The 25,123-nt window shown below is 72.0% G+C and carries 17 protein-coding genes; 8 read left to right on the top strand and 9 right to left on the bottom strand.

Annotation, left to right across the window (positions count from 1 at the left end):
* Window positions 1-143: 143 nt before the first annotated feature.
* From ACFQVC_RS07005 to ACFQVC_RS06995, 3 genes are all read right to left on the bottom strand, one after another.
* Window positions 144-1,073, bottom strand: coding sequence for a class I SAM-dependent methyltransferase (locus tag ACFQVC_RS07005; RefSeq protein ID WP_381827673.1), 930 nt, complete (start codon window positions 1,071-1,073; stop codon window positions 144-146).
* 20 nt (window positions 1,074-1,093) lie between these two features.
* On the bottom strand, window positions 1,094-1,435 hold the full coding sequence (locus ACFQVC_RS07000; protein ID WP_381827671.1) for a VOC family protein: 342 nt from the start codon (window positions 1,433-1,435) through the stop codon (window positions 1,094-1,096).
* Window positions 1,436-1,502: 67 nt separating this feature from the next.
* Entirely contained in the window at window positions 1,503-2,201 is a 699-nt protein-coding gene (locus ACFQVC_RS06995) for an endo alpha-1,4 polygalactosaminidase (protein ID WP_381827669.1), read from the bottom strand.
* A gap of 341 nt (window positions 2,202-2,542) precedes the next feature.
* On the opposite strand from ACFQVC_RS06995, the gene nadE reads away from it, so the two are divergent.
* Window positions 2,543-3,373: an ammonia-dependent NAD(+) synthetase gene (nadE, locus tag ACFQVC_RS06990; protein ID WP_381827666.1), complete on the top strand. Its 831-nt coding sequence runs from the start codon at window positions 2,543-2,545 to the stop codon at window positions 3,371-3,373.
* A 37-nt stretch (window positions 3,374-3,410) separates the two neighbouring features.
* Here nadE and ACFQVC_RS06985 read toward each other — a convergent pair whose 3' ends face one another.
* Window positions 3,411-4,172 carry an SDR family oxidoreductase gene (locus ACFQVC_RS06985; protein WP_381827664.1) on the bottom strand — a complete coding sequence of 254 codons (762 nt, stop codon included), beginning with the start codon at window positions 4,170-4,172 and terminating at the stop codon, window positions 3,411-3,413.
* Between the two features lie 207 nt (window positions 4,173-4,379).
* On the opposite strand from ACFQVC_RS06985, the gene ACFQVC_RS06980 reads away from it, so the two are divergent.
* Window positions 4,380-7,751 carry an AfsR/SARP family transcriptional regulator gene (locus ACFQVC_RS06980; protein WP_381827662.1) on the top strand — a complete coding sequence of 1,124 codons (3,372 nt, stop codon included), beginning with the start codon at window positions 4,380-4,382 and terminating at the stop codon, window positions 7,749-7,751.
* Here ACFQVC_RS06980 and ACFQVC_RS06975 read toward each other — a convergent pair.
* Complete coding sequence (locus ACFQVC_RS06975) at window positions 7,730-8,215, bottom strand: nuclear transport factor 2 family protein (RefSeq protein WP_381827660.1); 486 nt, start codon at window positions 8,213-8,215, stop codon at window positions 7,730-7,732. The genes ACFQVC_RS06980 and ACFQVC_RS06975 overlap by 22 nt on opposite strands.
* Window positions 8,216-8,417: 202 nt before the next feature.
* Window positions 8,418-8,882 (bottom strand): subtilase-type protease inhibitor, encoded by a 465-nt coding sequence (locus ACFQVC_RS06970; protein ID WP_381827658.1) that lies wholly within the window; start codon window positions 8,880-8,882, stop codon window positions 8,418-8,420.
* A 394-nt stretch (window positions 8,883-9,276) separates the two neighbouring features.
* Between ACFQVC_RS06970 and ACFQVC_RS06965 the strand changes: the two genes are divergently transcribed.
* From ACFQVC_RS06965 to ACFQVC_RS06945, 5 genes are all read left to right on the top strand, one after another.
* Complete coding sequence (locus tag ACFQVC_RS06965; protein ID WP_381827656.1) at window positions 9,277-13,641, top strand: CHAT domain-containing protein; 4,365 nt, start codon at window positions 9,277-9,279, stop codon at window positions 13,639-13,641.
* Between the two features lie 238 nt (window positions 13,642-13,879).
* Entirely contained in the window at window positions 13,880-15,148 is a 1,269-nt protein-coding gene (locus ACFQVC_RS06960) for a Tm-1-like ATP-binding domain-containing protein (protein ID WP_381827654.1), read from the top strand.
* Window positions 15,149-15,240: 92 nt separating this feature from the next.
* A complete protein-coding gene (locus tag ACFQVC_RS06955; protein WP_381827651.1) occupies window positions 15,241-17,640 on the top strand; it encodes an AbfB domain-containing protein in 2,400 nt (799 codons plus the stop codon).
* A gap of 243 nt (window positions 17,641-17,883) precedes the next feature.
* Window positions 17,884-18,060: a hypothetical protein gene (locus ACFQVC_RS06950; RefSeq protein ID WP_381827649.1), complete on the top strand. Its 177-nt coding sequence runs from the start codon at window positions 17,884-17,886 to the stop codon at window positions 18,058-18,060.
* A 143-nt stretch (window positions 18,061-18,203) separates the two neighbouring features.
* On the top strand, window positions 18,204-21,542 hold the full coding sequence (locus tag ACFQVC_RS06945; RefSeq protein WP_381827646.1) for a CHAT domain-containing protein: 3,339 nt from the start codon (window positions 18,204-18,206) through the stop codon (window positions 21,540-21,542).
* A 53-nt stretch (window positions 21,543-21,595) separates the two neighbouring features.
* Here the strand turns inward: ACFQVC_RS06945 and ACFQVC_RS06940 are convergent, their stop codons facing one another.
* Window positions 21,596-22,798, bottom strand: coding sequence for a DegT/DnrJ/EryC1/StrS family aminotransferase (locus tag ACFQVC_RS06940; RefSeq protein ID WP_381827644.1), 1,203 nt, complete (start codon window positions 22,796-22,798; stop codon window positions 21,596-21,598).
* Window positions 22,799-22,828: 30 nt separating this feature from the next.
* Complete coding sequence (locus ACFQVC_RS06935) at window positions 22,829-23,929, bottom strand: GNAT family N-acetyltransferase (RefSeq protein WP_381827642.1); 1,101 nt, start codon at window positions 23,927-23,929, stop codon at window positions 22,829-22,831.
* A gap of 326 nt (window positions 23,930-24,255) precedes the next feature.
* Between ACFQVC_RS06935 and ACFQVC_RS06930 the strand changes: the two genes are divergently transcribed.
* Window positions 24,256-24,600 (top strand): hypothetical protein, encoded by a 345-nt coding sequence (locus tag ACFQVC_RS06930; RefSeq protein ID WP_381827640.1) that lies wholly within the window; start codon window positions 24,256-24,258, stop codon window positions 24,598-24,600.
* 70 nt (window positions 24,601-24,670) lie between these two features.
* Here ACFQVC_RS06930 and ACFQVC_RS06925 read toward each other — a convergent pair whose 3' ends face one another.
* A complete protein-coding gene (locus ACFQVC_RS06925) occupies window positions 24,671-25,081 on the bottom strand; it encodes a RidA family protein (RefSeq protein ID WP_381827638.1) in 411 nt (136 codons plus the stop codon).
* Window positions 25,082-25,123 lie beyond the last annotated feature (42 nt).

Raw genomic sequence — 25,123 nt, 5'->3', positions numbered from 1 at the left:
GAGACGACTGTCCCCGGGATCGCCCGACCAGACTTCCCGGCACGCCACGGCGGACCTTACACGTTCAATACGCGGCATTGACAGGTTCCTGGCGGGCACCGACAGCGAGTTCGCCTTGCCGGAACCCGGCGATGACAAGTCGCCTACGCGTGGGGCGAGCCCGCTCCGGGCGTGCGCCAGACGAAGACCTCGGTGGCGGGCGGACGTTCGGAGAACCGGCCGGAAGGGGACGTCCAGCGCAAAAGGCTCCGCAGGTCCGCCTCGAACGCGTCGACGTGCGGGCCGAACAGGTGCGGCGCCGCATACGACATCGAGAACACCCCCGCCACGACATCGTCGCTCGTACGCTCCAGCGCCTGCCCGCCGGGGATGACATGGCGCGCAGGACCGGAGAACCCCGCGCGGGCGAACACCTCCGCCTCACCGCCGGGTGTGCCCTGCGGCAGCACTCCGCGGCCCGCTCGCCGTACGGGTCCCAGATAGTGCCGGATCAGTTCCTCCATGGCCGTGTACGGCACCGGCGGGTGCGGCAGACCACCGACGGCTCGCCTCTCCGTCCCCGCCTGCGCCTCCGCGTCCGTCCCGGTGCCCGGCTCCGAGCCCGGCTCCGTGTCCGGCTTCAGATCCGGCTTCAAGTCCGAGATGTGCACGAGCGCGCCGCCGGGCCCGAGCATGTCCCGGACCGTCGCCGCCACCAGGTCACGCTCCATCCAGTGGAAGGACTGGGCGAAGGCCACGACGGTGAACGTGCCGAGACCGGCGGGCAGTTCCTCGGCCCGGGCCCGCACCCATCGCGTCTTCCCCTCCGCCCCTGCCGCGGCTGCCGCACACCGGGCCTCGGTGATCATTCCTTCGTCCGGGTCCACGCCGACGACCTCGCCGAAAAGGTGGACCAGGCGCAGGGCGACCGTGCCCGGACCGCATCCCACGTCGATGAGACGTCCGCGCCCGTCGGTCTTCAGGACCTCGGCGAGCACGTCGGCGAGGCCGGGTGCGTACGGCAGCCGCCCACGCCCGTAGTACTCGGCCGTGCCCGCGAACAGCGTCTCGTCCCACTCCCAGCCCTCGCCCACACCCCCGCACCGCCTTCCGGTCAGTCCGAGAGGCCGCCGAAAGCGAACTCGTTGCCGTCCGGGTCCTGGTACGTGATCTTGCGCATGCCTTCCGCGAAGGTCTCGCGTCGTACGGGCGTCAGACCCCGGGCGGCGATCCCGGCGACGCGCGTGTCGAGGTCGTCGACGAGGACGGTGTGCAGGGCGCTGCCGGTCTGTCCGGGGCGCTCGACGATGTACACGTACCGGTGTTCCGCGAGTTCCCAGACGGCTTCCGTGTCGTGCGGGAAGAACGCGGGAGCGGCGCCGAAGAGCCGTTCGTACCAGGCGAGCGCCGGGGCGTAGTCGTTGACGGGGATGCCTGCGAAGAGGTCGACGGCCATGGCGCCCAGGGTAGTCGGGCCCGGGCGGCAGGGGCCGGTGCGGCGCCCGAAAGCCCCGTCTGAACTCTCAGCAGTGGGTGAAGACATGGCCCTTCGTGCCCGCGGGCCTGACGTCGCGGTCGCGCAGGGTCACGGAGAGGCGCGGGCCCCAGGTGCGGCAGGCGGCGGCGTAGTCCTTGCGCGTGTACTCGACGGCGAACACCTTGTCGTCGTAGGCGTCGGCGAAGTCACCGCACTCGTCGAAGGCCGCGCACTCTTCGACGACGGCGAAGTCGAATCCGATGCGGTCGCGCTCGGGCAGCAGGTCGGTGGTGTTCTTCTGCGCGATGGCCAGTCCGCGGGAGTGGGCCCGCTCGGCGAGCAACTCGGCGAAGGCTGCGGCATGCCCGGCGGTGAGGAGGCCGTCGGAGCGTTCGTAGGAGTCGAGATTGTCGGGCTCGACGGCGTCATGGCCCGCCTTGGCGCAGCCGTCGATCCAGGGGCCGACGATCTCCATCAGGGCCTGGCGTTTGCCCGGGGTGGACAGATCGAGGAGGGGCTCGTCCCAGTCCTCGTCGACGACCGGTGAACCGTCGGCGTCCTTCAGGAGCAGCTCGGGGTGGTGCTTTCGCCACCAGTCCACGGCGTCGCCCGGCTGTGACTGGAAGGCGTTGACGTAGCAGACGTTGTACAGACCCTGGGCGGGCTTCGCTGTGCGGTCGCGGGAGACCGCCCGGACGGCTTCGTCGGGCGGGTAGGGGCCGCCGAGCTGATAGTCGAAGACCATGTCGGCCCGGGGCGGACGGACGGCGTCCGGGCGCTGCGAGGAAGGGGCGTCGTTGCCGGAACCGGCGGCACAGGCGGAGACCAGGAAGAGGGCGGCTACGGAGGCGGTCAGGCGCCTGAGGCGGCCTGAGTGGCATGGTTCACGCGTTTTGAGTGATTCACACGGTTGATGCGATCGGTGCAGTCCTGGCAGTCGGTGCATGGGGAGCTTTCGTTCGGACCGGCCCGCCGCGGGTGCGAAGCTGATCTCCAGCACCTCGCGAGCAGGCACATCGCAAGTAAGCACATCATTGACGAGAACACCGTGAACAAGAACTTCGTGAACAGGAACAAGGAGCTGACGTGAGCGAGCCGACGTCCATCGCCCTGCAGCAGGAGATCGCCCGGGACCTGCAGGTCGCCGAGGCCTTCGAGGCCGCGCACGAGATCGAGCGCCGGGTGGCCTTTCTCACCGCGCAGCTGACCTCCACCGGTCTGCGCTCCCTTGTGCTCGGCATCAGCGGCGGCGTCGACTCCACCACCACCGGCCGGCTGTGCCAGCTCGCGGTCGAGCGGGCCAGGGCGGCCGGGTACGAGGCGTCGTTCTGCGCGATGCGGCTGCCGTACGGCGTCCAGGCCGACGAGCACGACGCACAGCTCGCGCTCTCCTTCATCCAGGCCGACCGGGTGCTGACCGTGGACGTCAAGCCGGCCAGCGACGCCGCGCTCGACGCCGCTCTGGCCGCCGGTGTGACCTTCCGCGACGCCCACCACCGGGACTTCGTGCACGGCAACATCAAGGCCCGGCAGCGCATGATCGCCCAGTACGCGGTGGCCGGCGCGCACGACGGCCTGGTCGTGGGCACCGACCACGCGGCCGAGGCGGTTTCCGGGTTCTTCACCAAGTTCGGCGACGGCGCAGCCGACCTGGTGCCGCTGACGGGCCTGACCAAGCGCCGGGTGCGTGCCGTCGCGGACGCTCTCGGCGCGCCCGCCGAGCTGGTGTGGAAGACCCCGACGGCCGACCTGGAAACCCTCGACCCCGGCAAGGCCGACGAGGACGCGCTCGGGGTCACCTATGACGACATCGACGACTTCCTGGAGGGCAAGCCGGTGGACGAGCGGACCTTCACCACGATCGTCCGCCGTTACCGCCTCACCGAGCACAAGCGTCAGCTCCCCGTGGCGCCTTAGGGCTCCTTGGGGCTCCCAGGAGCCCTGAGGCGCAGGATCAGTGGGCGCCGCTCAGACCCTGGGCGAAGCCGCCGTCGACGGGGAACTCGACGTTGGTGCTGAAGGTGGCGTCGGCGGCGAGGAACAGGGCGGCCGCGGCGACCTCTTCGACCGTGCCGTTGCGCTTGAGCGGGGTGGTCTGGCTGCCCTGCTCCTCGAACTCGCGGCGTTCTTCCTCGGTCAGCCCGGCGACGCCCATGGTGGGGGTCTTGATGTAACCGGGAGCCACGATGTTCACGCGGATCCGGCGGGGCAGGAACTCGGCCGCCAGGACATGGGCGACCGCGCGCACGGCCTCCTTGGAACCGGAGTAGGCGGCCAGGCCGGGGAAGATCAGGTCGTTGGCGACCGTGGTGAAGACGATCGCGCCGCCGTCGTCGAGCAGCGGCGACAGGCTCTGCACAGTGAAGAAGGCGCCCTTGGTGTTCACCGCGAAGGCACGGTCCCAGGCTTCCTCGGTGACCTCATCGAGGGTCTGTACCTCCGCGATGCCGTGGTTGACGAAGAGATAGTCGACCCGTCCGAGCTTTTCCCGGACGGTGTCGGCGAGAGCCCGGATGTCGGCCATGCTCGCCGCGTCGGAGCGGACGACATGTGCGGATTCCGACTTCAGCTCGGTCCGCGCCTCCTCGATCTTCTTCTCGTTGCGGCCTGTGAGGACAACCTCGGCACCTCCGTCCAGGAGCGCTTTGACGATGGCCAGTCCCATACCGTGGGTACCGCCGGTGACGACGGCCTTCTTGCCTGCGAACTTGCTCATGATGACTCCCTGATAAGTGGGTCTGCGGGGCTGTGGGTCTGCGGGGCTGTGGGTTTGCGGGGCTGTGGATTTGCGGGGCTGCGAGGGAATCGCGGTGCCTGGTTTCCCGGTGCCCACACACTGCGGGGCGGGGCTTGCGGTCCTCTGTCGATGCGCTTGCGAAGCCCTGGCGGGCCGACCGGTGATCGGCTGGCTTACGGTGACCGCATGCGTTTCGGGGTGCTGGGTCCGCTGGCCGTCTGGTCGGAGGACGGTGAACTGGTGGGGGTGCCGGAGTTCAAGGTGCGCTCGCTGCTCGCGGCTCTGCTCACGGTTCCGGGGCAGGTGGTTTCCGCGGACCGTCTCGTCGACGAGGTGTGGGGCGACGCTCCGCCCGCCAACTCCGCAGGCGCGCTGCAGACATTGGTGTCGCGGTTGCGCCGAGCGCTCTCGCAGGGCGGAGGACGCGAAGTCGTGCGGCGCCGGGCCCTGGGCTACGCCCTGGAGGTGCCGGACGAAGCGGTGGACGCCGGCCGTTTCACCGCACTCGCCGCCCGGGCCCGCACGACTGTGGACCCCCGGGAGCGGGCCGGTGTACTCACTGAGGCCCTCGGGCTCTGGCGCGGGCCCGCCTTCGCCGACTTCCAGGACGAGCCATTCGCGCGTGCGGCGCTCACCCGCCTCGAGGAGCAGCGGCTGCTCACTCAGGAGGAACTGGCGGAGGCACGCCTGGAGTTGGGCGAGCACGCCCTGGTGGCCGGAGAGCTGGGTGCCATGGTGGAGCGGCATCCGCTGCGTGAGCGGCTGCGCGCCGCCCATATGCGTGCGCTGTACGGAGCCGGCCGCGCGAGTGAGGCCCTGGACAGCTACCTGGATCTGCGCCACCGCCTGGACGAGGACCTGGGCCTGGAGCCCGGCCCCGAACTGGCCGCGCTGCAACGGGAGATCCTGCGTCAGGATCCGGCACTGCGGGCCGAGCCCACGCCGCCCGCGGCGCCGCGGCCGCGCACCAATCTGCCCACCCCGGTCGCCGGCCTGATCGGGCGGTCGGAATCCGTGGACGCGGTGCGCGGCCTGGTGGAGTCCCATCGGCTCGTGACCCTGACGGGGCCCGGCGGGGTGGGCAAGACCCGCTTGGCGCTGGAGGTGGCGGCCGGACTCGTCGCGTCCTTCGCCGACGGGGTGTGGCTCGTGGAGCTGGCGTCGCAGACGTTCTCGGACGAGTCCCAGGACACCGCGACGGGCGAGTCGCGGGGCGCCGCGACGAACGCCTCCCGAGGCGCCGCCACCGGCGAGAAACTGGCGGAAGTCGTGGCCGCGACGCTAGGAGTCCGGGATGACTCCGGCTCGGGCCCGCTGCCCGGCGAGCGGCCGCGCCCGCTGCTCGACCGCCTCACCGACGCCGTGCGCGGCCGGCGTCTGCTGCTGGTCCTGGACAACTGCGAGCATGTCGTCGGAGCGGCTGCCGGACTGACGCAGGCACTGCTCCACGGAGCACCGGACCTGCGGATTCTCGCCACCAGCCAGGAGCCGCTGGATATTTCGGGCGAGCGGCTCTGGCCGGTCCAGCCTCTCGATCTGCCCGAGGCGTCGGCACGGGCCGCTGAGTTGCGGCAGTCGAGCGCGGTGCAGATGTTCCTCGACCGGGCCGTGGCCGCCGCACCCGGTTTCGCGCTCACCGACGACAACGCCGCGGCCGTGGCCTCGATCTGCAGGCGGCTCGACGGGATTCCGCTCGCCCTTGAGCTGGCCTCCTCACGGCTGCGTGTGCTGGGTGTGGGCGAGCTGGCGGAACGTCTCGACGACCGGTTCAGGCTGCTCACCGGTGGACACCGCGAGGCCCCGGCGCGGCAGCAGACGCTGCGCGCGATGATCGACTGGAGCTGGGAGCTGCTGACCGCGGCGGAGCGGACGGTGCTTCGCCGCCTCGCCGTCCATTCCGACGGCTGCACTCTGGCGGCCGCCGAGGAGGTCTGCGCCGGCGACGGCGTGCGGCCCGGCGAGATCCTGGATCTGCTGACCCGCCTGGTGGACCGGTCCCTTGTCGTGGTCGCTCAGGACGCCGACGGGCCCCGCTATCGACTGCTCGAGTCGGTGGCGGCGTACAGCCTGGAGCGGTTGCGCGCCAGTGAGTACGAACGCGTGCGGCGCGTCCACGCGCGCTATTACGCGGCGTTCGCCGAGCGGGCCGACTCCTTCTTGCGCGGCGCCGATCAGATGCGGTGGCTACGGCGCCTGGACGCGGAGAGCGCCAATATCCGCGGCGCGATCGACGGGGCCGCGGCGGACGGCGACTGGCCGCTGGCCCGGAACCTGGTGCATGCGATGGTCTGGTACTGGTTTCTGCGCGGCCGCCTGACCGAGGCCGAGCGCTGTCTGTCCATGGTGCTGTCCCTGCGCCCGGCAGAGGGCTCGGGCCGTGGGGAGGGCTCGGGCCGAGCAGAGAATGCGGGCCGTTCGGATGGCCCGGGCCGTCCGCAGGACGCGGACCGTCCGGAGGACCCGGACCTCTGCGCGACCCTCGCCTGGCACACCGGGATCGGTCTGTTGTCCGGCGCCCCGGACACACCCGTGCGCGGCAGCCGGAAACCTCTTGAGCTGTACGACGACATCCGCGACCCGCGCGAGCGGACAAGGGCGGGCTGGCTCCTCGGGTTCGCGGTCACCAGGTTCGGTGACCTCGCGGTGGGTGAGGAACTGGTGGACCGGTTGCTGGCCGACTCCCGTGCCCTGGGCGACGGCTGGGCCAGGGCGGCAGCGCTCGCCACGCGCGGCATGCAGACATATGTGTGCGGGGATCTGGCGGCCTCACGCAGGGCGGGCGAAGTGAGTCTCGCGCTCTTCCAGGAGGTCGGTGACGCGTGGGGAGGGCTGCAGGCGACGGCGGTGCTCGGGCGGCTCGCGGAGATCGAGGGCGACTACGCCGAAGCCGCCCGGCAGCATGAGCAAGGGCTGCGCATCGCCGAGGACCTGGGCCTGTGGACGGATGCGTCGATGCGCTGGTCCGAACTCGGCCGGATCGCGCTGCTGACCGGAGAGCACGCCCGGGCCGACGAGTTGCATGAGCGGGGCCGGCGGCTTGCCGTCGAGCAGGGGGACAAGCCCGCCGAGGAGTTCGCGGAGCTCGGCCTTGCGCTCGGCGCACGGCGGCAGGGGCGGCTCGATGCCGCCGAGTCGTATCTGCGCAACTGGCTCGGGTGGAACCGGCAACTCGGCGCGGAATACGGGACCGCGCTGATCCTGGCCGAACTCGGCTTCGTCGCCGAGCTGCGCGGTGCCGCCGGTACCGCTCTGTCCCTGCATCGCGAAGGTCTGGCCGCGGCCCGGGAAACCGGTGACCCACGGGCGGTCGCGCTCGCCTTGGAGGGCCTCGCAGGGGCGCGAGCGCTGGCAGGTGACGCCGAGCACGCCGCGCGGCTGCTCGGGGCGGCGGCCTCGGGCCGCGCCTCGGTGGGTGCGCCGCTGCCTGCGGCCGAGCGTGGGGACGTGGACCGGGTGACGGCCGCGGTACGTGCGGCACTTGGCGAGGCGGGCTTCGCGGCGGCATTCGAGGAGGGTGCCGCCGCGGACGACGTGACTCAGGATCCGTCAGATCCCTGAGCACCGTCGAGACGCCGTGTCGGACCGCCGAAGGCCAGGACAAGGGTGCGGGTGGCAAGGAGCCAAGTGCCGTTCACCTTGCGGAAGGTGTCCTGGTAGTGGCCGACGTTCGCCGGTGCCGGGGGCGGCACCAAGGCGCCCGGCACATGGCCGTCGATTCGGTAGGTCGCGAAGTACGTGGTCGCCGACGCGGTGTCGGGGGAGTCGACGGTGACCAGGATGTTCGTACACATCCGCCGGGACAGTCGATCCGCCGGCCGCGACCCGAAGTACGCCCGCAGCGCCTGGCGCCCTTCGATACGCCGCTCACCGGACGGCCACTCCCACACCCCGTCGGGGATGAAGAGATCCGCGATCGTGCCGGGCTCTCCGAGGTCGAGCCGGTGGACAAGCTCCAGGATCAGGCGTTCGCACGCACGCTCCGCCAGCAGGCGTTCCGTCGGGTCAAGATCAGTAGTTGGCATACGGATTCCTACCAGCCCGGCCTGCGGGCCCGCGAGCCACAGCACCACCGGGCCACCGGACCACCGGGCCACCGGGCCACCGGGCCACCGGGCCGCAGCAGCACCACAGCCCTGGGCCTGCCCGGTCGGCGTGGGCAGGCCCAGGTCTCTGCTCAGAACCGGTGACGCGGGCAGGCCCGGGTCACCGCTCGGAACCGGTGCCTCAGAACGCGAGCGCCGCGCTCCCCGCCACCGCCGCGCGCAGCTCGCACGGGTTGCCGAAGGTGGTGGACCAGGAGACCGTGCGGCCCTCCCAGACACCGGCGACGGTGATCACCCTGGGGTTCCACTCCTTGGTGCAGACGGTGCCCGGGTCGGTGTCGACGAGTGCCGCCAACTCCCCGCCCACGCCGCGGACTTCCGTGCACGCGGCTTCGGCGGCCGGGTGGCTGCCGGCGGCGCGGGGTGCGCAGGTCAGGGTGACGGCGCGGTCGACGGTGGCCGTGGCGGCGTCCTCGCCGTACCCGACGCTGAGGACCAGGTCCGAGGGCGCGTAGAGCCCCTTGGTCTGCGGACTCGGGCTTTCCGCGCGCGGCGCGCTCCCGGCCTGCGCCGTGCCCGCCGTCGTGGCTAACAGGCAGGCCGCGACGGCGGCGGTCGTACCGAGGGCCTTGAGGGTGTGCTTCATGAGTCGACTCCGTTGCGTTGCGGGTGTGTTCCTTGCGGCACGGAGTCTTGCCTGCGCGGAGAGTGACCACCAACTCGATGTACCAATAACCGGACGGATGCGTTCGATAATCGGTGGCCGATTGCCGAACGGACTGCTCAGGCCGGGTTTACGGGACCCGCTCAAGTCGTCGCACCTGTGCCGGGAATGTGGTGGTTCAACCCAGAACTACCCCTGACCTGCATCGACGCACGGCCGGCGCGGGATCCAGGCAGCGCTCTTCGTCCGGAAACCACCCCTCACCCAGCTGGCACAACAGGCCCTGATCTCCTCATGATTGACGTTCTTCATCACCCTCCATGACGCTTCAAGGCTCTTCATGAGGGACCGCACGGCACTTAGGGGGACGGAGCGCATGGAGACACGGGAGCAGCTGCTCGGGGCGGTACGGGCGCGGGTGCGTCAGGCGGCGGAGGCGGGAGTCGCCGCCACCGTGCTCGACGCCGCCGCGACCGCGGAGGCGCACGGCCTCGCCCAACTCATGGACGGCGCGCGGGACTTGGCGGCCGGTTACGCCCTGGGCTGCTTTCACCTGCTGCGTGCGAACGCGCTGCCCGCCGCGGACGCCGGGCCGGACCGCGAGGCCGCGCTGCGGTACTTCCTGCCGCCCTTCATCGCCGGTGCGGGCGGCATCCCGGCGTCGCTGTACCCGCAGCTCGCCCAGCGCGCCGCCCCCACCGCACGGCAAGTCTTCCAGCGCGCCTGCGCCACCGGCGCCGATCCGGCGCTGCTCTCGACCGCCGTGACCCTGTGGCGGCGTATCGCGGGCAGCGTCGGCGACAGTCATTCCGGTTATGTCGCCTGGCAGTCCGCGCTCGCCGGGGCCCTGCAGACCCGGTTCGAGCGCAGCGGAGATCCGGCCGATCTGGACGAGGCCGCGACGGCCGCCCGGGCCGCACTGCACGCCGTGCCGCCCGGGGACGCCAACCGCGCGGGGTGCCTGTCCAATCTCGGCACCGTCCTGCGCACCCGGTTCGCCCACGGCGGTGACACGGCCGATCTGGAGGAGGCGGTCGAGGTGAACCGCGCCGCCGCCGGGTCCGTGCCGCCGGAGCACCCCGACCACCCCGGGCTGCTTTCGAATCTCTGCGTCGTCCTCAGGGACCTCTACGACCACTCGGAGGATCCGGCGGTCCTGGACGAGGCCGTGGAGGCGGGCCGCGCCGCCGTGCAGGCCGAGCCCCAGGGGCATCCCCAGCGGGCCGATGTCCTGTCCAACCTGCGCCGCGCACTGCGCAGTCGGTACATACGCACCCAGGATCCGGCGGACCTGGACGAGGCCGTGAGCTGCGCCCGCCAAGCCGTCGAGGCCGCTCCCCCCGGCCACCCCGATCACGCCGAACACCAGCAGTTGCTGAGCGGTCTTCTCTACCAGCGCCACGACCGTACGAAGGAGCCACGGGACCTCGACGAAGCCATCACGACCGGCCGCGCCGCCCTCCGGGCCACACCGCCCGGTCACGCCGACCGGGCCGCGAGCCTGTCGAACCTCGGCAACATGCTGCGTACGCGGTTCGCCCACACACAGGACCCGCGGGATCTGGCGGAGGGCGTCGAGTCGGCCCGTGCCGCCGTCGGCACCGCCTCCGCAGACGACCGCGGGCACGCCGGGCGTCTTTCCAACCTCAGCCTCGTCCTGGAGGAGCGGTTCGAGCAGACGGATGATCCGGCGGACCTCGACGAGGCCGTGGCCGTGGGCCGTGCCGCCGTCGAGGCCGCACCGCCCGGGCACCCGGACCGCGCCCTGTGTCTGGTCAACCTCAGCAGGACCCTGGACACGCGGTCCACGCGCAAGGGCACTTGGCAGGACCTGGACGAGGCGATCGAGCTGTCCCGTACCGCCGCCGGGACGGTTCAGACGGGCCACCGCGACGCGGCCGTTCCGCTGTCCCGCCTCGGCGTCCTCCTGGGCCGGCGATTCGAGCTCAAGGACGACCCCGACGACCTCGCCGAGGCACTGGCAGCGGCCCGCGCCGCGGTCCGGGCGGCCCCCGGGCACTACGCCCGCCTGGCCGACCTCGGGATCGTCCTGCATCAGCGATTCGCGCGTACGGGAGACCTCGCCCATCTGAACGAGGTGATCGAGGTGTGCCGTACCGCCGCGGGGCTCGTCAGGCCCGACGACCCCCAGCGCGTCGGCTGCCTCACCAATCTCGGCCTCGCGCTGCACGGCAGGTTCGAGCGCAGCGGAAGCCTGGCCGACCTGGACGAGGCCATCGAGCTGTACCGCGCCGCCGTCCGGTCCGCCCCTCAGGGCCGGCCGTCGGTCCCGGCCCTGCACAACCTCGGCGACTCCTTGCGGACCCGGTTCGCACGTACGGGAGATCTCACCGACCTCGACGAGGCCATCGAGGCGGGCCGTGCCGCCACCGGATCCATGCCGAAGGACCACCCCGACCGCGGGGCCGGGCTGACCAACCTGGGCCTCGCCCTGCGGGACAAGTACGGACGCACGGGCGACGCACGGCTCCTGGACACGGCGGTGGAGGCCTGCCGCGCCGCCGTAAGGGCCCATCCCGAGGGGCACCCCGTCCTCGCGGTCTGCCTGAACAACCTAGGCACCGTCCTGAGAACGCGGTTCCACAGCACAAGGGACCTGGTGGATCTGGACGCGTCCGTCGAGGCCGGCCGTGCCACCGTCCGGGCCACCCCGGGCGACCATCCCGACCACGCTCTGCGCCTGACCAACTTCGCGTCCGTCCTGCGGGAGCGCTTCGAGCTGACCGGCGACCCCGCGGACCTGGACGAGGCCGTCATGTCCGGGCGGACCGCCGCCGACAGCGTGCCGCCCGATCACCCCGATCACGCCATGTGCCTGCTCGACCTGGGCATCGCGCTGCGCAAGCGGTACGAACTCACGCGCCGGGCGGAGGATCTGCGCGAGGCGCTGTCCGTCTGTGAGCAGGTGACCGAGAACACGGCCACGTCACCGCGCCGACGCATCGGGGCCGCCCGGGTGGCCGCGGACCTCGCGGCTTCCGCGCAGCCCTCGCTCGCCGCCGCGCTCCTCGAGAAGGCGGTCCGCACACTGCCGGAGGTGGCGGGGCGCCGGCTGCGCCGCAGCGACCAGCAGCACGTACTCGGCAGCAGCACCGCGGGCCTCGCCGCCGACGCGACCGCACTGGCACTCGCGGACACCGAGGGCGACGCGCGGGAGCGGGCGGTACGGGCACTGCGCATGGCGGAGGCCGGGCGCGCCGTACTGCTCTCCCAGGCCCTCGACGCCCGCAGCGATCTGACCGAACTACAGCAGCGGCACCCGGAGTTGGCCGAGCGCTTCGTCCACCTCCGCGAGCGGCTCGACGAGGAGGGCGGGACGACCGGGGGCGCGTCCGGCGGGCACGACCTGACGGACACCGGGAGCACGGCCGGCGGCCAGAGCTCGGCCGGGACCGGAAACACGACCAACAGCCACGGATTCGCGCACAGCGCGAGCACAAGCGGCGGCCGCCGGTTCTCGGGGGCCGGACGTGAGCGGCACCGTTTCGCCACGGAGCTTGAGGAAGTCATCGGCCGTATCCGCGCCTGTACGGGCTTCGCCGACTTCGGTCTGCCGCCGAGCCTCGACACGCTGATGGCCGAAGCGGTGCACGGCCCCGTGGTGACGTTCAATGTCAGCCACTACCGCAGCGACGCCCTGCTGCTCACCCGGGACGGCGTCAGCGCGCTCCCGCTGCCCGCGCTCACACGCAGTGCGGTAGTCGAGCGGAGCAACACCTTCCATCGCGCGCTCGCGGAGGCGACGGCGCCGGCCGGTGACCGGATCGGCGCGCAGCGGGAGCTGTCCGGTGTGCTCGCCTGGCTGTGGGAGGCGGCGGCCGAACCCGTCCTGGCCGCACTGGATCTGACGGAGCCTCAGGGCGACGACGGTGAGCCGCTGCCGCGGGTGTGGTGGGCGCCGGGCGGACTGCTCGGGCAGTTGCCCCTGCACGCCGCCGGACACCACACCGACCCCGGCCCGCGGCGCCGTACCGTCATGGACCGGGTGGTCTCGTCGTACACCCCCACCATCCGCACCCTGCACCACGCGCGCGCACGGCGGCCCCGGCCCGCGAGCGACTCCCAGTCCCTGATCGTGGCCATGCCGACCACGCCCGGCCGGAGCCCGCTGCCGCACGTACCGGAAGAGGCCCGCCGCGTCCGGGCGCTGCTGCACCATCCGCTCCAACTCACCGGCGCCGCACCCACGTTAGAAGCATCCGGGGACGGCCAGATGAACGCGGCCGACGGTGACATCCCGACGACGGCCGGTGTCCTCGCCCGGCTGCCGCAGTGCGCCATCGCCCACTTCGCCTGCCACGGCGCCGACGACCGCACGGACCCCTCGCGCAGCCGGCTGCTGCTGCACGACCACGCCACCACGCCGTTGACCGTCGCCGCGCTCGCCCGTACCGATCTGGACCGCGCGCAGCTGGCCTATCTGTCGGCGTGCAGCACCGCGGCGGTCCGCAACCCGCTTCTGCTCGACGAGGCCATCCACCTGACCAGCGCCTTCCAACTGGCGGGTTTCCCGCATGTGGTGGGGACTCTGTGGCCGATCGACGACCGGCTCGCGGCCGAGATCGCCGAGTCCTTCTACCTCCACCTGAGCACCGGGACGCCGAGGTCCCCCGACCCCGGCCGGTCCGCCGTCGCCCTGCACCACACCATCCGCGCGGTACGCGACCGCTACCCGGCGACCCCCTCCCTGTGGGCGGCCTACCTCCACGCGGGCGCCTGAGCGCGACGGCACCCGCGCCGATACCCCCGCGCCGCACCCCCACAGCGGACGTCGCGCCGGTACGAGCGAGCCGGGTGCGCCCGGCGCGTACGGCCGACGCGCCGGTCCGTTCCGGGCGCTCGGCCGTCAAAACCCGTTCGTTACCCGGAAGTTGGCGTGCCGCCGTCTTCCCGTCCCGGTCATTTTGTGATGGCGATGCACCTTGTCGTGGCCGCGACCAGCGCGAACACTAGTGAATATGACGACCGTTGTGCTTGTCGGGACGCTGGACACCAAGGGCGACGAATACGGCTGGCTGAAAGAGCGCCTTCGGCGCCGGGGGGTCGAGGTGCTCCTCGTCGACGCCGGGGTCGTGGGGGAACCCCGGGTGGAGCCCGATGTCCCCAGAGCGACGGTGGCGGCCGCGGCGGGCGCCGACCTGGAGCGGCTGCGCAGCGAGGGCGATCGCGGGACGGCGGTGACGGCGATGGCCAGGGGCGCGGCGGAAGTCGTCGTGCGGCTGCACGAGGAGGGCCGACTGCACGGCGTCCTGGCCATCGGCGGCAGCGGCGGTACGTCGATAGCGAGCCGGGCGATGCGGGCCCTGCCGCTCGGCGTACCGAAGTTGATGGTGTCGTCCATGGCCGCCGGTGATGTCTCGCCGTATGTCGGGGCGGCCGACATCGCCATGATGTACAGCATCGTCGACATCGCCGGCATCAACCGGATATCGGCGCCGATCCTGGCCAACGCCGCGGACGCGATGGCCGGGATGGCCGCGGGCTATGCCTCCGCGCGGCCCACGCGGCAACCGGTCGAGCCGGCGGCGGGCGGGCGGCCGCTGGTGGCGGCGTCGATGGCCGGTGTCACCACGCCGGGTGTGGACGCGGCCCGCGCACGGCTGGCCGAACTCGGCTACGAGGTCCTGGTCTTCCACGCCTCCGGCTCCGGCGGCCGCTCCCTGGAGACGCTGGCCGAGCGTGGTCTGTTCGCCGGTGTCCTCGATCTGACGCTGAGCGAGCTGGCCGACGATCTGGTCGGCGGCATCCTGACCGCGGGCCCGGACCGGCTGCGGGCCGCCGGACGCGCCGGACTGCCCCAGGTGGTGAGCCTCGGGGCCCTGGACATGGTGAAGTTCGGCCCGCTCGACGCACTCCCCGAACGCTTCGCCGACCGCCTGATCCGGGTGCACAACCCGTCCATCACGGTCATCCGCACCACGCGCGCGGAGTGCGCGGAACTGGGCCGCCGGGTCGCCGCCAAACTCCGTGCCGCGACCGGCCCGACCGCCGTCCACATCCCGCTGCGCGGCCTGTCCACCCTCGGCCAGCCGGGCGGCCCCTACCACGACCCGCCGCTCGACGAGGCCCTGTTCACGGCGCTGCGCGAGGGGCTGCGCGGCAGCGCCGTGACCGTTTGTGAATCCGCCACCCACATCAACGACCCCGCCTTCGCACGGGCGGCGGCCGATCATCTGCACACACTGATCGGCAGCGCGCAGGCGACGCGCCTGAGCGACGCCTCGTAGTAATTCCTGCGAGAGGTCTGGACCGGCGCCGCGCGCGGTGCTGTCGTACGGGACGCACCAGCTCTCCAACGATGGAAAGAGGTGGGGATCCCATGCCGAACCCACGCCGAGCACCCCGATCACGCCGTCTGCTCACCGCCGCCGCCCTGACCCGGAGCACCGTGCTGACCCTCGGCTTCGGTTCCGCACCGGGCGCGGCCGCATCGGGCACCCAAGCCGCGATCGACACCCAGGGCATCCACACCGCACCCGGCGCCCGGGCCGCCGACTGGAAGCCCGAGCCGCCGCCGATGACGACCCCGTGGACCCATGACGTCCCGGTCGACCAGCCGCTGCCGGAGTATCCGCGCCCCCAGCTCACCCGCCCCGACTGGGCCAATCTCAACGGCATCTGGGACTTCGCCGTCACCGCTCGCGACGCCGGGCAGCCCACGGACTTCCCCGAGCAGATCCGCGTACCGTTCCCCGTCGAGTCCTCGCTCTCCGGCATCCAGCGCAAGGTGACCGCGAGTGACCGGCTCTGGTACCGGCGCACCTTCACCGTGCCCGCCGGCTGGGACGGCCGCCGCGTCATGCTCAACTTCGGGGCCTCCGACTGGGAGACCACGGTCCGCGTCAACGGCCGCCAGGCGGGCGGGACACACCGCGGCGGCTATGACTCCTTCGGCTACGACATCACCGCTCTGCTCACCCCGGGCTCCCCCAACACCCTGGTGGTCTCGGTCCACGACCCGACTCAGACCGGCGGTCAGGCGGTCGGCAAGCAGCGCATCAACGACGTCGCACCGCATCCCGGCGGCGGCATCTTCTACACCGCCGCATCGGGCCTGTGGCAGACCGTCTGGCTGGAGCCCGTCGCCCCCGCCCGTATCACCCGGCTCGATCTCGTGCCCGACCTGCAGCGCGACGCCCTCAAGGTCACCGTCCACGGCGCGGGCCTGTCCGGGCACGCCGCCCGGGTCACGGTCTCCGACGGCGCCACGGTGGTGGGCAGCGCGACCGGGCCCACCGGGAGCGAGTTCACCGTGTCCGTGCCCGAGCCCCGTCTTTGGTCCCCCGACGATCCCTTCCTCTACGACGTCAAGGCCGAGCTGCTCCAGGGCGGCAGCGCCGTCGACACCGTCGGCAGCTACGCCGGCATGCGCTCGATCGCCCTCGCGGACGTCAAGGGCGTCGAACGCCCGGTCCTGAACGGCGAGTTCGTCTTCCAGACCGGCCCTCTCGACCAGGGCTACTGGCCGGACGGCATCTACACCGCGCCCACCGACGCCGCCCTCAAGTACGACCTGCAGGCGCTCAAGGACCTCGGCTTCAACATGGTCCGCAAGCACATCAAGGTCGAACCGCAGCGCTGGTTCCACTGGGCCGACAAGCTGGGCCTCCTGGTGTGGCAGGACATGCCGTCGATGGACAGCGGCAAGACCCCCGACGCCGCAGCCCGCACCCAGTGGGAGGCCGAGTACCACGCCGTCATCGACCAGCACCGCAGCTCCCCCGCCCTGATCATGTGGGTCAACCAGAACGAGGGCTGGGGCCAGTACGACCAGGCCAGGCTCACCGACGAGGTGAAGGCCCGCGACCCGTCCCGGCTCGTGAACAACATGAGCGGCGTCAACTGCTGCGGCTCGGTGGACGGCGGCAACGGCGACGTGGTCGACCACCACATCTACGTCGGCCCCGGCAACACCCCGCCAAGTCCTTCCCGTGCGGCGGTACTCGGCGAGTACGGCGGCCTCGGCTACAAGGTGCCGGGCCACGAGTGGTACCCCGGCGGCGGCTTCAGCTACGAGGACCAGCCGAGCCTTGCGGCCCTGAACAACCGGTTCACCGGACTGCTCGGCACGCTGCGCACGCACTCACTGCCCGCGGGCCTTTCGGCCGCCGTCTACACCGAGACCACCGACGTGGAGAACGAGGTCAACGGTCTGCTCACCTACGACCGGCAGGTCATGAAGGTGGACACCGCACGCGTCCGCGCCGCCAACCGCGCGCTCATCGACGCCTCCCGCGACCCGGCGACGCCCGCCGCCCTGCCGGTGGGCCAGTATGTGTCGCTGCGCGTGACCACACCCGGCTACACCAACCGCTATCTGCGTCATTACGACGGCCTGGCGCGCACCGACGTCGTCGACGCCGCCAGCGGTGATCTGCTGAAGCGGGACGCCACCTGGAAGGTGGTCAAGGGCCTCGGAAACCCGCTGTGTTACTCCTTCGAGTCCCGCAACTACCCGGGCGAATACCTCCGACACCGCGACCACCGGGTGCGCCGGGAGGCGGGCTCCGGCGTGCTCTTCAGGGACGACGCCACCTTCTGCCCGCAGCAGGGCAGCGGCGGAGTGCGCCTGTCGTCGGCCAACTTCCCCGGCAGCTACGTCCGCCACATCGACGCGGAGGTCTGGCTCGCCACCCCCGGCGGCACACACGCCTGGGACAACCCCGCCTCCTTCACCGAGGACACGACATGGTCCGTCGCCTCCCCCTGGGCACCCTGAGTCCGGGCCGGGGCCGACGGCCGCTGCCCGCCGGGTGGCCTTGCTGACGTACTCAGGCAGGCGCGCTCAAGGCGCTGACGGGGACGGAGGCGGGCCCCGCGTCGGGGACTCATCGACGGCTTCCGGCCCGAAGGTCCCGCACTGAAGGGGACTTCCGGCCCCCGACAGCGCCTTTGCCCTGCCTTTACATTTCGCTTAGTCGCCCCACCGGGTGCGACGCACACGGACCGACGGAAGGCCCCAGTGAGCGCACCCAGCAAGCCCACCTCCCGTGGCAGGAAGATCGTCGTGACGGTGATGGCCGGCATCGTCGGCCTCGGCCTCCTGAGCTCCCTGTCCTGCAACGCCGACACGTCCGCGGCCGGCAAGCCCGCACCCGCGCCCGTGCCCGTCTCCGTCTCCGTCGACGCCGGTCCCTGAGTCCCGACCCGAGTCCCGACCCGAGTCCCGATCCAAGTCCCACGACGAGATCCAAACCGCCAACTTGCCGCCTATCGTGGTCGGTTGAGACGGACAGGGTGAGAGCGGCGAGGGCAGGGCCAACGCTGCGGGGGGCGGTATCCATGGGACGGCGCGAGGAACTGCTCGCCGCGGTGCGGGCGCGGGTGGAGCGGGCCGAGGCGGGAGACGCCTCGGCGGTCCTGGAGGCGGCGGCACATGCCGAGGCGCACGATCTGGCCGGGCTCGTCGGTGAGAGCCAGGCCGGCCCGGACGCCCTCCATGTCCTGGGCCGGCTGCACCATCAGCGTTCCCTCGCCCTGCCGGAGGCCGCCTCCGGCCAGGACCGTGACGAGGCCGTCCGGTTCTTCGCCCTCTGCTACGCCCGCGGGACCGGCGCTCCCCCGCCACCGCTTTTCGACGCCGTCTCCGAACGGGCCGCCGCGAGCGCCGGAGACCTGCTCCACCGTGCACTGCTGTCCACGGATCCGATGCTCCTGAAGTCCGCCGTGGCCCAGTGGGAACACATCACGGACGGCCTTCCGCCGGAGCACCCCAAGCGCGCCTCGTATCTGACCTTTCTCGGGCTCGCGCTGCAGGAGCGAGAAGAACGCACCGGAGAACTCGGCCGCCTCGACGAGGTGGAGGAAGCAAGCCACACCGCCACCTGGGCGCTGCCTCACGACTATCCCCAGCGCGCCTGGCATCTGCACGCCCTCGCGGTCGCCCTGACCAGACGCCATGAACGCACAGGTGAGTTCAAGGACATCGACCGGGCGGTCAGGGCGGGCCGTACCGCCGTCGACAGCGCCGCCCCGGACGACGACGACCGCGCCACCTATCTGTGCGACCTGCGCCTCGCCCTGCTGGAGCGGTACCACCACTCGGAGAGCCCCCTCGACCTGGACGAGGCGATCGAGGTGGCGCGTGCCGCCGTGTCGGCCACCGCGCCGGACGACCCGCGGCACGCCTTGTACCTGCTGCATCTCAGCTCCGCCCTGTCCGGGCAGCAGTTCCCCCGCACCTGGGACCTCGCGGACCTGGACGAGGCGATCGAGGTGGGTCGCGCGGCCGTGGAATCGGCCACCGGTGACGATCCGGGTCGCGCCTTCTATCTGGCCAGCCTCAGCAGCGATCTGGGCAAGCGATTCGAACGTACGGGAGGTCTGGCCGATCTGACGGAGGCGGTGGACACGGGGCGCGCCGCAGTGGAGTCGGCGCGCGCGGACGACCCCCACCGCACCTTGTACCTGGCCGGCCTCTCCTCCGTACTGGAGCAGCGATTCGATCGCTCGGGGAAGCTGGCGGACCTGGACGAGGCGGAGGAGGCGGGCCGGGCCGCCATCGCGGACACCCCGTACGACGATCCAGGTCTCACCACCTACCTGGACGCACTTGGCATCATCATGCGGCGGCGGTTCCTGCACACGGGACATCTCGAGGATCTGGCCAAGGCTGAGGAGGCCAACCGGGCGGCCGTGCGGGCCACCCCCGAGGACGACCCCGCTCATGCCGTGTGCCTGACCAACCTCGGCCGCACCCTTTTGAGCCGGTACCAGCACACGCAGGAGCTCGGCGACCTGGACAAGGCGGTGGAGACGAGCCGCGCCGCCACGCGGGCCGCTACGGCCGGCGATCCCCGCCATTCGGTGTATCTGTCCAATCTGGGCGCCGCCCTGTGGACGCGGCTGTTCCGCACCCAGCAGCGGGACGACCTCGATGAGGCGCTGACCGTGCTGCGGCAGGCTTCCGAAGACCCCATGGCGCCTGCCTGGCTGCGCGTCCGCGCCGCGCGTGTGGCCTCGTATCTGGCGGCGCCGCTGGACTTCGGCCATGCCGCCGATCTCATCGACCGGGCCGTGCGGCTGCTCCCTGAGATCGCGCCCCGCCGGCTCCTGCGTACCGACCAGGAGCACGCCCTCGGCAACACCTCCGGCATCGCCGCCGAAGCGATCAGCCTGGCCCTTGCCGACACGAGCGGCACCGCGGGCGAACGGGCCGCACGCGCACTGCGCCTCGCGGAGGTCGGACGCGCCGTGCTCCTGTCCCAAGCCCTCGACACCCGCACCGACTTGGCGGAGCTGCACGACCGCCACCCCGAGCTGGCACGGCGCTTCACCAGTCTGCGCGAGCGGCTCGACCAGGACCCCACCGCAGTCACCGCGACCGCCGGCTACGACCCCGGTGCGGCCTGGCGGGAGCGCCATCTCCTTGCCGCCGAGCTGGAAGACGTACGCGCCGCCATCCGCTCCCGCGAAGGGTTCGCCGACTTCGGCCGGGCGCCCACCACCGACGAACTGATCGCCGAGGCGGCGCACGGGCCCGTGGTGACGTTCAACGTCAACGGACTGCGCAGCGACGCGCTGCTGCTCACCCGGCACGGCATCACGTCCTGTCCGCTGCCCGATCTCACCTTCGATGCCGTCACCGAGCGCATCAGCGCGTTCTACGAGGCGTTGGCCGCGGCGACCGCGCCGGATCGCGACCGGATCGCCGCCCAGGGGCAGTTGAGCCGGATCCTGGAGTGGCTGTGGGACGCCGCAGCGGAACCCGTCCTGTCCGCGCTCGCCGAGCAGGGCGTGGCGCCGGCCCCCGAGACGCCCACCGGCCGCAGCGGTCGCTTGCCCCGGGTGTGGTGGGCGCCGGGCGGGCTGCTCGGCCAACTCCCCCTGCACGCCGCCGGATATCACACCGAGCCGGCGGGCGGCGGGCTCCGGCGCACCGCACTCGACCGGGTGGTCTCCTCCTACACGCCCACCGTCCGCGCCCTGCGCCACGCCCGCGCCCGCCGGCCCCGGCCCCTCGCCCACTCCCGTTCCCTCATCGTCGCCATGCCCGCCACTCCGGGCCATGCCCCTCTGCACCACGTCTCCGAAGAGGTCCGCCGCATACGGGCACTTCTGCACGGCCCGGTCCAGCTCACCGGTCCCGCCCGCGCGCACGCCGCCGGCGACGCGCGCACACCGCCCGCGATCGGCACCCCCACCACCGCCCGTGTCCTGGCTCAGCTGCCGCAGTCCGGTATCGCGCACTTCGCCTGCCACGGCACCAGTGACAGCGCGGATCCCTCACGGAGCGGGCTGCTCCTGCACGACCACGCCACCGCACCGCTGACGGTCTCCGCCCTCGCCCAGGTCGACCTGGACCGGGCGCATCTGGCCTACCTGTCGGCCTGCAGCACCGCGAACCCGGGCGACGGTCGGCTGCGCGACGAGGCCATCCACCTCACCAGCGCCTTCCAGCTCGCCGGCTTCCCCCACGTCGTCGGAACCCTGTGGCCCATCGACGACCGCCTCGCGGCCGAGATCGCCGAGTCCTTCTACACCCACTTGGCGCCCGGCCCACCCGGCACCCTCGCCCCCGACCGGTCCGCGGCCGCCCTGCACGCCACGATCCGGCAGGTACGCGACCGGTATCCCGCGACTCCCTCCCTGTGGGCGGCGTATCTCCATGCGGGCGCGTGAACGATCCCAAGTGACGTGCGGTGAGCGGCAGTTGAACCGCCGGGTGTCTGGTCCTACGCGTCGACGGCGCCGCCCGTGGGCGGATGCGCGGCCGTCGTCTGCTCCTTCGTCAGGGCGGCGGTGACCGTGCGCGCCAGGAGCGGGTCGGCCGGGAGCACGTGGGCGGCGAACCAGCGGGCGGCCGCGGGGTCGGGGGACGGCTCGACGAACTCGGCGCCCGCGTAGTCGTCGAGCGGAGGGTCGTAGACGTATCCGCAGACCACGCCGTGGCTCACCAGACGGTCCAGGAGCGTGTCACGGTCGTGGACCAGGAGCGGGACGCGGAAGAGGGCGTGAATCTGGTCGTGTGCCGTGCGGTCGCGCAGCGCCGGTGAGGCCCAGGTGGTGCCGGAAAGGAGCGTGACACCGGCGCGGCGCCGGGTGAGATCGCCGTCGATCCGGGCCAGGCGCAGCGCCAACGGCCCCCGCACCAGGGCCCCGTGGCGCGTCCTGTAGTCGTGCAGATCGACGCGTATCCATGGCTCGTACGCGGCCAGGCCCGGGGCCGCCTTCGCGCTGGCGGTCAGCATCGGCGCGTGCAGGGGCATCCGGAAGCCGTCGCGCTCGAGCAGGCCGAGGCGCTGCATGGTGCGCCACACGGGCCGCACCAGGCGCAGGGAGCGCACGGCGGAACGCGCCAGTGGCCGCAGTGTCGCGGACAGGTCGGCGCCGATGCGGCCGGGCACCAGGAGGTCGTCGCGCAGCAGTTCCAGTTCGCGCCGGGTGCGGGCGTCCTCGACGGCGAGGAAGCCGCCGGCCCGTGCCGCCACATGCTTGGACAGGCTGAAGGCGGCGGCCTCGCCGAAGGTCCCGATCGGCCGGCCGTCCACATGGGTGCCGATCGCGTGCGCCGCGTCCTCGAAGAGCGGGATCCCCAACTCGTCGCAGCGCCGCCGCAGTTCGGTCATGCGGTCCGGCATGCCGTACAGGTTCGTGGTCAGGACGGCGTCCACGCTGCGCCAGGTCGTTTCCGGTACGGCGGCCGGGTCGATGTTGCCGTCCCACACCGACACCGGCGCGTGCACCGGGCGGAGCCCTGCCGCGAGGACCACGAAGAGGATCACGTCGTCGTTCACCGGCGACATCAGCACCCGCGCGCCCGGACGGCACCAGCGCCGCAGGGCCAGATAGAGGGCGAGGCGGGCCGAGGGCGTGTAGACGCATTCGCGTCCGAGCCGACGCGCCATCAGTGTCGCGAGCCGTGTTCCGTACGACATCGTCACCTCGTCCTTCGAAGGGCGGTCGGATCACCGTGGAAAGGGGGTTCCTGAGGCGCTGCGCAGCGTGCCGGCCGCCTTCAGGAGCCGGTCCGCCGGCTGCCGTAGCGCGGGATGGGCCAGGACCGTGTTCCGCAGGCCGCGTACCGGCCTGCGCCACATGCGGTGGGCGAGGGCGACGGGGTGCGGGCGGGCGGCGAACCCTTCGCCCACGCGCAGTTCGCGGGTCTTGAGCCAGTCCTTGTACTGCTTCTCGCCGCGCCCCAGGTCCATGAGGGCCACGCCGTCACGGCCGGCCGCCGCCATGCGCAGATGCATGAGCAGCCCCGGTGAGTAGTAGCGGTACGCGGGGTCGTACGCGGTGAACCAGCAGGCGAACACGGTGCGCGAGCGCGGCCCGAAGTGTGCGGCCACCGGCTGCTCGCCCGCGTACAGGACGGACAGCACACCGGTGAAGTGCTCTTCGCGGACCTGGAAGAGATGCTCCACGAGGGCCACGATCCACGCGCGCGCGAACCGGTCCATACGGCCGGTGCGGCGGTACTGCGCGGACTTCCACCGCATGAGCGTGCGCAGGACCCGCGGGTCGCGCTCGTCGAAGACGAACCGCAGCTCCCCTGTGTCGCGCTCCGGGCGGCGTTCCTTCTTCAGGGTCGTCTTGGCGAGGCCGGGGTAGGCGCCGCGCAGCCACTGCGCGTATCCCAGCTCCTCGCTCTCGGGCTTCAGGTCGATCGCGGGCGAGGCGAAGGTTCCCGTGACGTAGTGGCCGAACGGCCTCTGGTCCTCGACGAGATGGTCGAACTCGAAGACGGAGAGCCCGCAGGCGCGCAGCAGTTCCTGGGCGTCCCAGGTGACTCCGGGGCGGTGCACCAGCGCCTGGAGGTCGGAGAGGCCGAGGCCCATGGCGCGGCCGATGCCGAGGGAGTTGCGTTCGTACGGGAAGAAGCCCACGGGTTCCGCGTGCTCGCGCAGGACGGCCACCTTCGCGCCGGCCCGGTGGCGGCCGATGCCGGCGGTGAACTCCGGTGCCAGAAAAGGGTTGGCGTAGTCGGGCGACTCGTCCATCGCCCGGTGCCAGGCGCGGCGCAGCGGCGCGCTCAGCGCGTCGGCCCCGTGGATGGTGATGTCCACCTCAGATCGACCGCCCGTCCGGCGTCGGCGCACGGCTCGCGCTACCGGCCGGAAAGGCGTGTGGACTTCTGCCCCCGGATCGCCTGCTCCTGGATCGCATCAGCGACCGCTCCCCCCATGACGCGCCGTTTCCGCACGGCAAGGACCAAACGTCGCGAAGCAGTACGCACGCTGTCAAGAGGTCCGGCCACAGCGCCGTGTCGCGACCCGAGGGGCGGCGGGGGCGGCGGGGGCGGCAGGGTTCCGGGGCCTCCACATGCAGCGGTGAGTGGCCGGTGCCACGATGGATGTAACGGTTAGTGAGCTCCGTGCGCCGGGGAGCGGCCATGAACAGCACTCACGTACGCGCAGCCACCGCCCTCACGGGAGCCCTGCTGGCGGGCGCACTCGTCGGCGGGTGTGTCAGCAAGAGCGATACCAGTTCCTCCACGGACTGCGACAACGACACGTGCAAGGTCACCTTGTCGGGCAGCGGTGCCGCGGCGGACGACGTCTTCGGGCACAAGCTCTCGGTCAGCGACGTCACGGACGACGCGGCGACGGTGCACGTCGGCTCCGACAAGGGCAGCGCACGCGAGGGCCAGTCCGTCGAGGTCGGCTCCTACCGGGTCCAGGTCGTCGACGCGGCTTCCAAGGACCACCAGGTCACGGTCGAAGTGACGCGCCGCTGACCGGATCCGGGCGATCTCCCGGACCGCACCGGGCCGCATCGGCCGCGCAGGCAGCGGGCTGTTCGTCAGGCTATTCGTCGATGACCGCGGTGGCCTCGACCTCGACCAGGAGGTCCGGTTCGCCCAGGGCCGCAACGCCGAGCAGGGTGATCGGTTTGACCGGATCGATGCCCAGCCGGGCCGCCGCCCGGCTCACGCCTTCACCGAGCAGGGGCATCTTCTCCGGACTCCAGTCGACGACATAGACGGTCAGCTTGGCCACGTCGTCGAAGGATCCGCCGATTCCGGCCAGTGCCGTGGCGATGTTGACGTAGCACTGCTCCACCTGAGCGGCGAAGTCGCCCTCGCCGACCGGCCGGCCGTCCGCGTCCCGGGCGACCTGCCCGGCGAGGAACACCAGTTTCGAACCGGTGGCGACCGACAGCTGGCGGTAGACCTCGGGCTTCGGCAGCCCATCGGGATTGACCAACGTCACGGTCACAGCCCCTCCTTGGGGTCACAGGCGACAAGATCGGCGTTCCGC

The sequence above is a fragment of the Streptomyces monticola genome, from assembly GCF_042665355.1.
Taxonomy (GTDB): Bacteria; Actinomycetota; Actinomycetes; order Streptomycetales; family Streptomycetaceae; genus Streptomyces; species Streptomyces monticola.
This window is presented reverse-complemented; position numbering and strand designations above follow the sequence as displayed.

Bases quoted from the DNA above. Each gene is read 5' to 3' on its own strand.
- ACFQVC_RS07000 (WP_381827671.1), bottom strand. From the start codon at position 1,435: ATGGCCGTCGACCTCTTCGCAGGCATCCCCGTCAACGACTACGCCCCG.
- ACFQVC_RS06995 (WP_381827669.1), bottom strand. From the start codon at position 2,201: ATGGTCTTCGACTATCAGCTCGGCGGCCCCTACCCGCCCGACGAAGCC.
- ACFQVC_RS06985 (WP_381827664.1), bottom strand. From the start codon at position 4,172: ATGAGCAAGTTCGCAGGCAAGAAGGCCGTCGTCACCGGCGGTACCCAC.
- ACFQVC_RS06980 (WP_381827662.1), top strand. From the start codon at position 4,380: ATGCGTTTCGGGGTGCTGGGTCCGCTGGCCGTCTGGTCGGAGGACGGT.
- ACFQVC_RS06975 (WP_381827660.1), bottom strand. From the start codon at position 8,215: ATGCCAACTACTGATCTTGACCCGACGGAACGCCTGCTGGCGGAGCGT.
- ACFQVC_RS06970 (WP_381827658.1), bottom strand. From the start codon at position 8,882: ATGAAGCACACCCTCAAGGCCCTCGGTACGACCGCCGCCGTCGCGGCC.
- ACFQVC_RS06965 (WP_381827656.1), top strand. From the start codon at position 9,277: ATGGAGACACGGGAGCAGCTGCTCGGGGCGGTACGGGCGCGGGTGCGT.
- ACFQVC_RS06960 (WP_381827654.1), top strand. From the start codon at position 13,880: ATGACGACCGTTGTGCTTGTCGGGACGCTGGACACCAAGGGCGACGAA.
- ACFQVC_RS06955 (WP_381827651.1), top strand. From the start codon at position 15,241: ATGCCGAACCCACGCCGAGCACCCCGATCACGCCGTCTGCTCACCGCC.
- ACFQVC_RS06945 (WP_381827646.1), top strand. From the start codon at position 18,204: ATGGGACGGCGCGAGGAACTGCTCGCCGCGGTGCGGGCGCGGGTGGAG.
- ACFQVC_RS06940 (WP_381827644.1), bottom strand. From the start codon at position 22,798: ATGTCGTACGGAACACGGCTCGCGACACTGATGGCGCGTCGGCTCGGA.
- ACFQVC_RS06930 (WP_381827640.1), top strand. From the start codon at position 24,256: ATGAACAGCACTCACGTACGCGCAGCCACCGCCCTCACGGGAGCCCTG.